This window comes from Stenotrophomonas sp. (genome assembly GCF_031995405.1).
Taxonomy (GTDB): domain Bacteria; phylum Pseudomonadota; class Gammaproteobacteria; order Xanthomonadales; family Xanthomonadaceae; genus Stenotrophomonas.
The window spans coordinates 1-6,067 of the sequence record NZ_DAMAGC010000178.1 but is presented as its reverse complement, the minus strand read 5'-3'; the positions used below and the strand labels follow the sequence as shown (position 1 = coordinate 6,067).

Sequence of the window (6,067 nt, the reverse complement as noted above, 5' to 3'; positions counted from 1 at the left end):
GCCATCCATGGCGTACGACGGTCCCGCGAACCCACACACCCCCGCCCCAGACAGTAGGCCGGTGGCCAGGGGTGCAACCAACAGCCACAGCCAACAGCCACAGCCAACAGCCACAGCCAACAGCCACAGCCAACAGCCACAGGCAACAGCCACAGCCAACAGCCACAGGCAACATCCACAGGCAACATCCACAGCCAACAGCCACAGGCAACATCCACAGCCAACAGCCACAGGCAACATCCACAGGCAACATCCACAGCCAACAACTACTACCAACAACCACCACTACCAACACCTACTACCAACAACCACACGGTCTCTGACGTTGGAGCGGTCGCATTCCCAACCACGTGCCTTGCATGAGGCAGCGCGTCTGCTCCCCTGTGAGGTCCGGAAAACTGTCGGGGGCGGGTGGGGGTGGGTAGCCGGGGCCCTCCATCGCATGGATGCGATGGTGGAGCTTACATGGACGTACTTGCAGCGTGCCCCGGCTACCCACCCCCACCCGCCCAGCCTTCGGAGCCAACACAGCACGACGCTTTCAGCTCTGCTCTGCTCTGCTCTGCTCTGCTTGGCTCTGCTCTGCGCTTTCCGCTTTTAAAAGAAAAGAACCACAAAAAGAAAAGGCGCGGATCTTGCGATCCGCGCCCGGCGGCGGCAGGGGAGAGAGGTCCTGCCGCCGCCATTGCTCCGTTGTTGGTGACGCCGGATCAGTACTTCAGATTCTGCGACCAGTAGGTCTCGATCTGCTTGACCAGGGTGTCCGGCAGCGGCACGTAGTCCAGCTGCTTGGCCTGCGCATCGCCGTTCTTGTAGATCCAGCGGAAGAATTCCTGGGTGGCCTTGGCGTTGGCCACGTTCTTGGGCTGCTTGCGCACCAGGATGAAGTTGGTGGCAGTGATCGGCCACGCATCGGCGCCCGGGGCGTTGGTCATCACCAGGTAGAAGTCCTTCGCGCTGGCCCAGTCGGCGCTGGCTGCTGCAGCGGCGAAGGAGGTATCGCTCGGCAGCACGACCTTGCCCGAGGCGTTCTTCATCGCCGCGTAGGACATCTTGTTCTGCAGCGCATAGGACAGTTCGACGTAGCCGATGCCGCCCTTGATCTGCTTCACGTAGGCGGCCACGCCTTCATTGCCCTTGCCACCGATGCCCACCGGCCACTGTACCGAGGTGCCTTCGCCGACCTTGGTTTTCCACTCCGGGTTGACCTTGGAGAGGTAGTTGACGAAGTTGAAGGTGGTGCCCGAACCGTCCGAGCGGTGCACGACGGTGATCTTGCCGTCGGACAGTTTCACGCCCGGGTTCAGCGCGGCGATGGCCGGGTCGTTCCAGGTCTTGACCTTGCCCAGGAAGATGTTGGCCAGGATGGGGCCGTCCAGCTTCAGCGCGCCCGGGGCGATGCCGGCCACGTTGATCACCGGCACCACGCCGCCGATCACCGACGGGAACTGCGCCAGGCCTGCGGCGGACAATTCTTCGGGCTTGAGCGGGGCGTCGGAGGAACCGAAGTCGACCGTGGCCGCCTTGATCTGCGCGATGCCACCGCCGGAACCGATCGACTGGTAGTTGACCTTCTTGCCGGTCGCGGTGCTGTAGTCGGCCGACCACTTGGACATGACCGGATAGATGAACGAGGCGCCCGCGCCGGTTACATCGGCGGCGTTGGCGGCGAACACGGACGACGCGGCGAGGACGGCAACGGCGGCGCGCGACTTGAAGGCGTGGATCACGGGGTGGCTCCTGGGATGGATGACGGTGCGGGGTGTCCCGCCCGGCGCTCATTCCATAACCATTCGATGACAGTGCAGCGACTGTCATATGACTGCCTCGTGACATGCCTCATGGGACGCACGTCACAAGGAGTGCAACGCCTCCGGGATCGCGTACTGGCGGCCGTCATAACGCAGCACGTAGCGGTCGCCCTCAACCGGCGTGTCCTGGTCGCGACACGCGTCACCGTCCATCCAGCTGTGCGTGGTGACTCGGCGTTCGCGCAGGACCAGGTCGGCCAAGCCGCGCTTGCCCGCAGGACCAACGGCAACGGTGCGCGATACCTCGGTGGAGTCACCGGCGCAGCGGGTGTCCCATTCGGCCTGGAAACGACGCAGCACCATCGGTGCGCCGAGTGCGCGCAGCGTGCCTGCCTGGATCGCCAGCAACTGCAGCTGCTCTTCGCTGAAGGGGTTGGGGCCGGAACCATTGCGTCGCTGCACGCGCAGACCGAAGGCGAGCACGCCGGGCGCAAGCTGGTAACGCGCGGTATCCAGCTGCATGCCGTCGAAGAAGACCGCATCGCTGTCCAGCGCACCGGGCAGCACCGTCCAGGCGCGTGACGCCAGGCTGTCGCTATCGATCACCAGTATCTCCACATCGCCATCGCGGGCGTCGTGGTCGCCACCGTCGCGCCAGACCGGCGTGGCCAGCAGGGTCAGTTCGGGGCGTGCCGGCCAGCGACGGCAGACGCTGGCGGCGGTGTCGCGGGTGTAGCCGGGGCGATCGGGCAGCACGTTGTCCGCCCGCACCACGTACGCCTCTTCGGCGGCCGCCTGGGCGTCGTGGCAGTCCTGCGCGTGGGCGGGCAGGGCAGTGCCGCAAGCGGCGGCCAGCAGCAGTGACAGGGCGATACGCATCGGGTTCCATCCATGGGCAGGGGGCGCCCAGCATACCCGCGCATCCTGCGGGGTAGAGCCACCCCATGGGTGGCTGCGCGCGGTGCCGGACGGGTAGAGCCACCCCATGGGTGGCTGCACGCGGTGCCGGACCGGTGACGGGCACGAAAAAAAGGGCGCAGCCCAAGCTGCGCCCTTCCTGTCACACCTGTGCCGCGACGCTTACCAGAAGAACTGCAGGCGCGCTTCGAGGATGTTCGGGTCGTCGTTGACGAAGGTGCGGGTGGCCGAGCTGTACTTCTTGCTGTCCACCATCACGTAGTTGAGCGCGAACTTGGTGTTGGAGCGCCAGTAGTAGTTCACGCCGACGGTCCAGATGTCCATCTTGCCGCCGAGCACGCCATCGACGATCGGCGAGCGACCGGCGACCGGGTTGGCGGCCAGGTTGCCGTCATTGAGGTCCATGTGGTCGTAACGTGCGCCCAGCTGCCACATGCCACGGCCCGGTTCGTCCGGCAGGCCGGTGGTCGGCACGCCGCTCTTGTAGCCCCAGGTCTCGCCACTGATGTTCCACAGGCCGCTGACGTAGTAGCCGTCGCTGGTGTAGTTGTCGTGCGAGTAGCGCTTGGCCTTGCTGTTGTAATACTCGGCCTGGGCCTTGAACGGGCCACCGATGTACATCGCTTCGGCGCCGATCGTGCTGACACGGTCGGTGTCGACCAGGTTGCCGCTGTCGACCAGGCGCGCGGTGGCCAGGTCGGCGTTGGGACGGGCGCGCACGCGCAGGGTGTCCGCGTCGGTGTCGTAGTCGACGTAGCTCAGGCCGAAATGCAGCACCTGGCCCTTGTCGTTGATCGGCGCCCAGGTACCACGCGCACCGTAGCCGCTGCCATGGGCCAGGTTGCGGGTCAGTTCGCGACCGAAGGCGCTGGCGGTGACCGACCAGTTGTTGTCGCCGATGCTGTAGGCGCCACCGAGGCGACGGGCCACCGCGTAGGTGTTGGTGACCGCAGCCTTGGAGATGAAGTCGTTGTTCTTGGTGCTGGACAGTTCTTCCAGGCTGTTGGGCTGCTTGAACTGGCCGAACTGCACGAAGTGGTTGGCGTTGCCGGCCAGCTTGTACTTCAGGTTGGTGTCCAGGAACTTGTCTGCCTTGGCGTCATAGCCCACCACCCACTCGATGTTGCCCGGGCCCTTGCCCTTGAGCACCAGCTCGGCGCGGCGCAGTTCGAATTCGCTGTTCTTGCCGTTGCCGGCGTCGCCGCCGTTGAGGTCGGTCAGGTCGTTGTCGAACCAGTTGCCATCGGCCTGGACCAGGCCTTCGAAGGTGATCTCCGAGCCGCCGATCACGTCGATGGCCACTTCGGCGTGTGCGGCCGGGACGAACAGCGCAGCCGCAACGGCCGCAGTCAGGAGTTGGCGATGCAGTTTCATGGAGAGCCTTGCAGGCAGGTGGGAAGATGCTGCGCAGGCTAATTAGTGAAGATTGCGTAAATATGACAGTTTCGGACAAACCGACGGCCGGCCGGGGCCCGGCCACGTCTGGGCCTGCCATTGATGCCCGACGCAGATGACGGCGGGGTTGCGTGAATGTGGCAGTCGCGACTGCGCCTCAGGCGGCGGTCTTCTGCTTGAACCGGCACAGGTCGCGGATCACGCACTGCGGGCAGTCCGGTTTGCGCGCCTTGCACACATAGCGGCCGTGCAGGATCAGCCAGTGGTGTGCATCGCGCAGGAACTCGGCCGGTATCACCTTGACCAGCAGGTCCTCCACCGCCCGGACGTCCTTGCCCGGGGCCAGCCCGGTGCGGTTGGACACGCGGAAAATGTGGGTGTCCACCGCCATCACCGGTTCACCGAACGCCGTGTTGAGGACCACGTTGGCGGTCTTGCGGCCGACGCCGGGCAATGCTTCCAGCGCGGCGCGGTCGCGCGGTACCTCGCCACCATGCTGCTGTACCAGCAGCGCGCAGGCGGCAATCACGTTCCTGGCCTTGGCGTTGTACAGGCCGATGGTGGCGATGTATTTCTTCAGGCCGTCCTCGCCCAGGTCGAGGATCGCCTGCGGCGTGTTGGCCACCGGGAACAGTTTGCGCGTGGCCTTGTTGACGCCGACGTCGGTGGCCTGCGCGGACAGCGCCACGGCGACCAGCAGTTCGAACGGCGAGCTGTATTCGAGCTCGGTCTTCGGGTGCGGATTGAGCTCGCGAAGGCGCGTGAACATCTCGATCACGTCGGTGCGGGGCATGCGCGCGCTGCGCGGCGCAGGCTTGGCCGGCGCGGGTTTCTTTGCAGTACTCATCAGGCGGTTTTTCCGGCGGCCTTGGCTTTGGCGCGCGCCAGGATCGCGGCGGCGGCGGGTGGCAGGGCGGGTTTCAATGCGGGGGTAGGCGCGGGCGGCGCACGCCGCGCATCACGTTCGGCGGCGCGACGCGCCAGCCGCTGGGTGCGCTGGCGGTAGCGTTCGCGCGCGGCCCAGGCGCGATGCAGTTGTTGCTGGGCGTGCAGCAGGCGCGCAGGCAGTTCGGGATGTCCGGCCAGAAGGTCGGCGTCGCCGGGCTGCGGCACGTAGTCCATCAGCCCGGCGTCGAGCGCGGCGTCGAGGTCGTCATCGAGCACCAGCTGCAGCAGGCGCGCGGGCAGGGCGGGATCGGCGTGCGGCATGGCTCAGCGGTTCTGGAACACCGGCGGGCGCCGGGCAAGGAACGCCGAGGTGCCTTCGCGCATGTCTTCGGTGGCGAACATCAGACCGAACTGCGCGCTCTCGTATTCCAGCCCCTCGCCCAGCGCGCATTCGCCGCCGACGTGGATCGCGTCAAGAATGCCGCGCAGCGCCAGCGGCGCGGCCGTGGCCAATTGCGACGCCACCGCGTCCACGCGTGCGTCCAGTGCCTCCACGCCGACCACTTCATTGACGATGCCCAGCTGCAGGGCGCGCGCGGCGTTGATCGGGCTGCCCAGCAGGCACAGTTCCAGCGCGGCGGCGCGGCCGCACAGGCGCAGCAGGCGCTGGCTGCCACCGAAGCCGGGAATCAGCCCCAGATTGATCTCCGGCTGGCCCACCTTGGCGGTTTCCGCGGCGATGCGCAGGTGGCAGGCCATGGCCAGTTCCAGGCCGCCGCCCAGCGCAAAACCGTTGATCCGGGCAATCACCGGCTTGGGCATGCGCTCGATGCGGCGCATCAATTGCTGGCCCAGCAGGGAGAAGTCACGTCCCTGAACCGGGCTCAGTCCGTTCATTTCGGCGATGTCCGCGCCGGCCACGAAGGCCTTGGGGCCGGCTCCGGTCAGTACCACCACGCGCACGTCCGGGTCGGCGGCGGCAGCGGCGAAGGCGGCGTCCAGGCCTTGCAGCGTGGCCCGATCGAGGGCGTTGAGCTTGTCCGGCCGGTTCACCGTGACGGTGCGGACGGCGCCGGCATCGGCAACGTGGACAGGATCGGGGGCGATGGGGGTGT

General features: G+C 66.6%; 6 protein-coding genes. All 6 read right to left on the bottom strand.

The features are described 5' to 3' along the window. Positions 1 to 710 precede the first annotated feature (710 nt). The gene (pstS, locus tag RTO53_RS19160; RefSeq protein WP_312239267.1) at positions 711 to 1,730 is read right to left on the bottom strand and encodes a phosphate ABC transporter substrate-binding protein PstS; all 1,020 of its coding nucleotides are present in this window, start codon (positions 1,728 to 1,730) and stop codon (positions 711 to 713) included. 123 nt (positions 1,731 to 1,853) lie between these two features. After that, the gene (locus RTO53_RS19155) at positions 1,854 to 2,630 is read right to left on the bottom strand and encodes a hypothetical protein (protein ID WP_312239266.1); all 777 of its coding nucleotides are present in this window, start codon (positions 2,628 to 2,630) and stop codon (positions 1,854 to 1,856) included. Positions 2,631 to 2,831: 201 nt separating this feature from the next. Then, positions 2,832 to 4,043 (bottom strand): OprO/OprP family phosphate-selective porin, encoded by a 1,212-nt coding sequence (locus RTO53_RS19150; protein WP_312239265.1) that lies wholly within the window; start codon positions 4,041 to 4,043, stop codon positions 2,832 to 2,834. 178 nt (positions 4,044 to 4,221) lie between these two features. Beyond that, positions 4,222 to 4,911, bottom strand: coding sequence for an endonuclease III (nth, locus tag RTO53_RS19145; protein ID WP_312239264.1), 690 nt, complete (start codon positions 4,909 to 4,911; stop codon positions 4,222 to 4,224). Continuing rightward, positions 4,911 to 5,273, bottom strand: coding sequence for a hypothetical protein (locus tag RTO53_RS19140; RefSeq protein WP_312239263.1), 363 nt, complete (start codon positions 5,271 to 5,273; stop codon positions 4,911 to 4,913). Before RTO53_RS19140 ends, nth begins: the two co-directional genes overlap by 1 nt. A gap of 3 nt (positions 5,274 to 5,276) precedes the next feature. Then, entirely contained in the window at positions 5,277 to 6,059 is a 783-nt protein-coding gene (locus tag RTO53_RS19135) for an enoyl-CoA hydratase-related protein (protein WP_312239268.1), read from the bottom strand. Between the last annotated feature and the right edge of the window lie 8 nt (positions 6,060 to 6,067).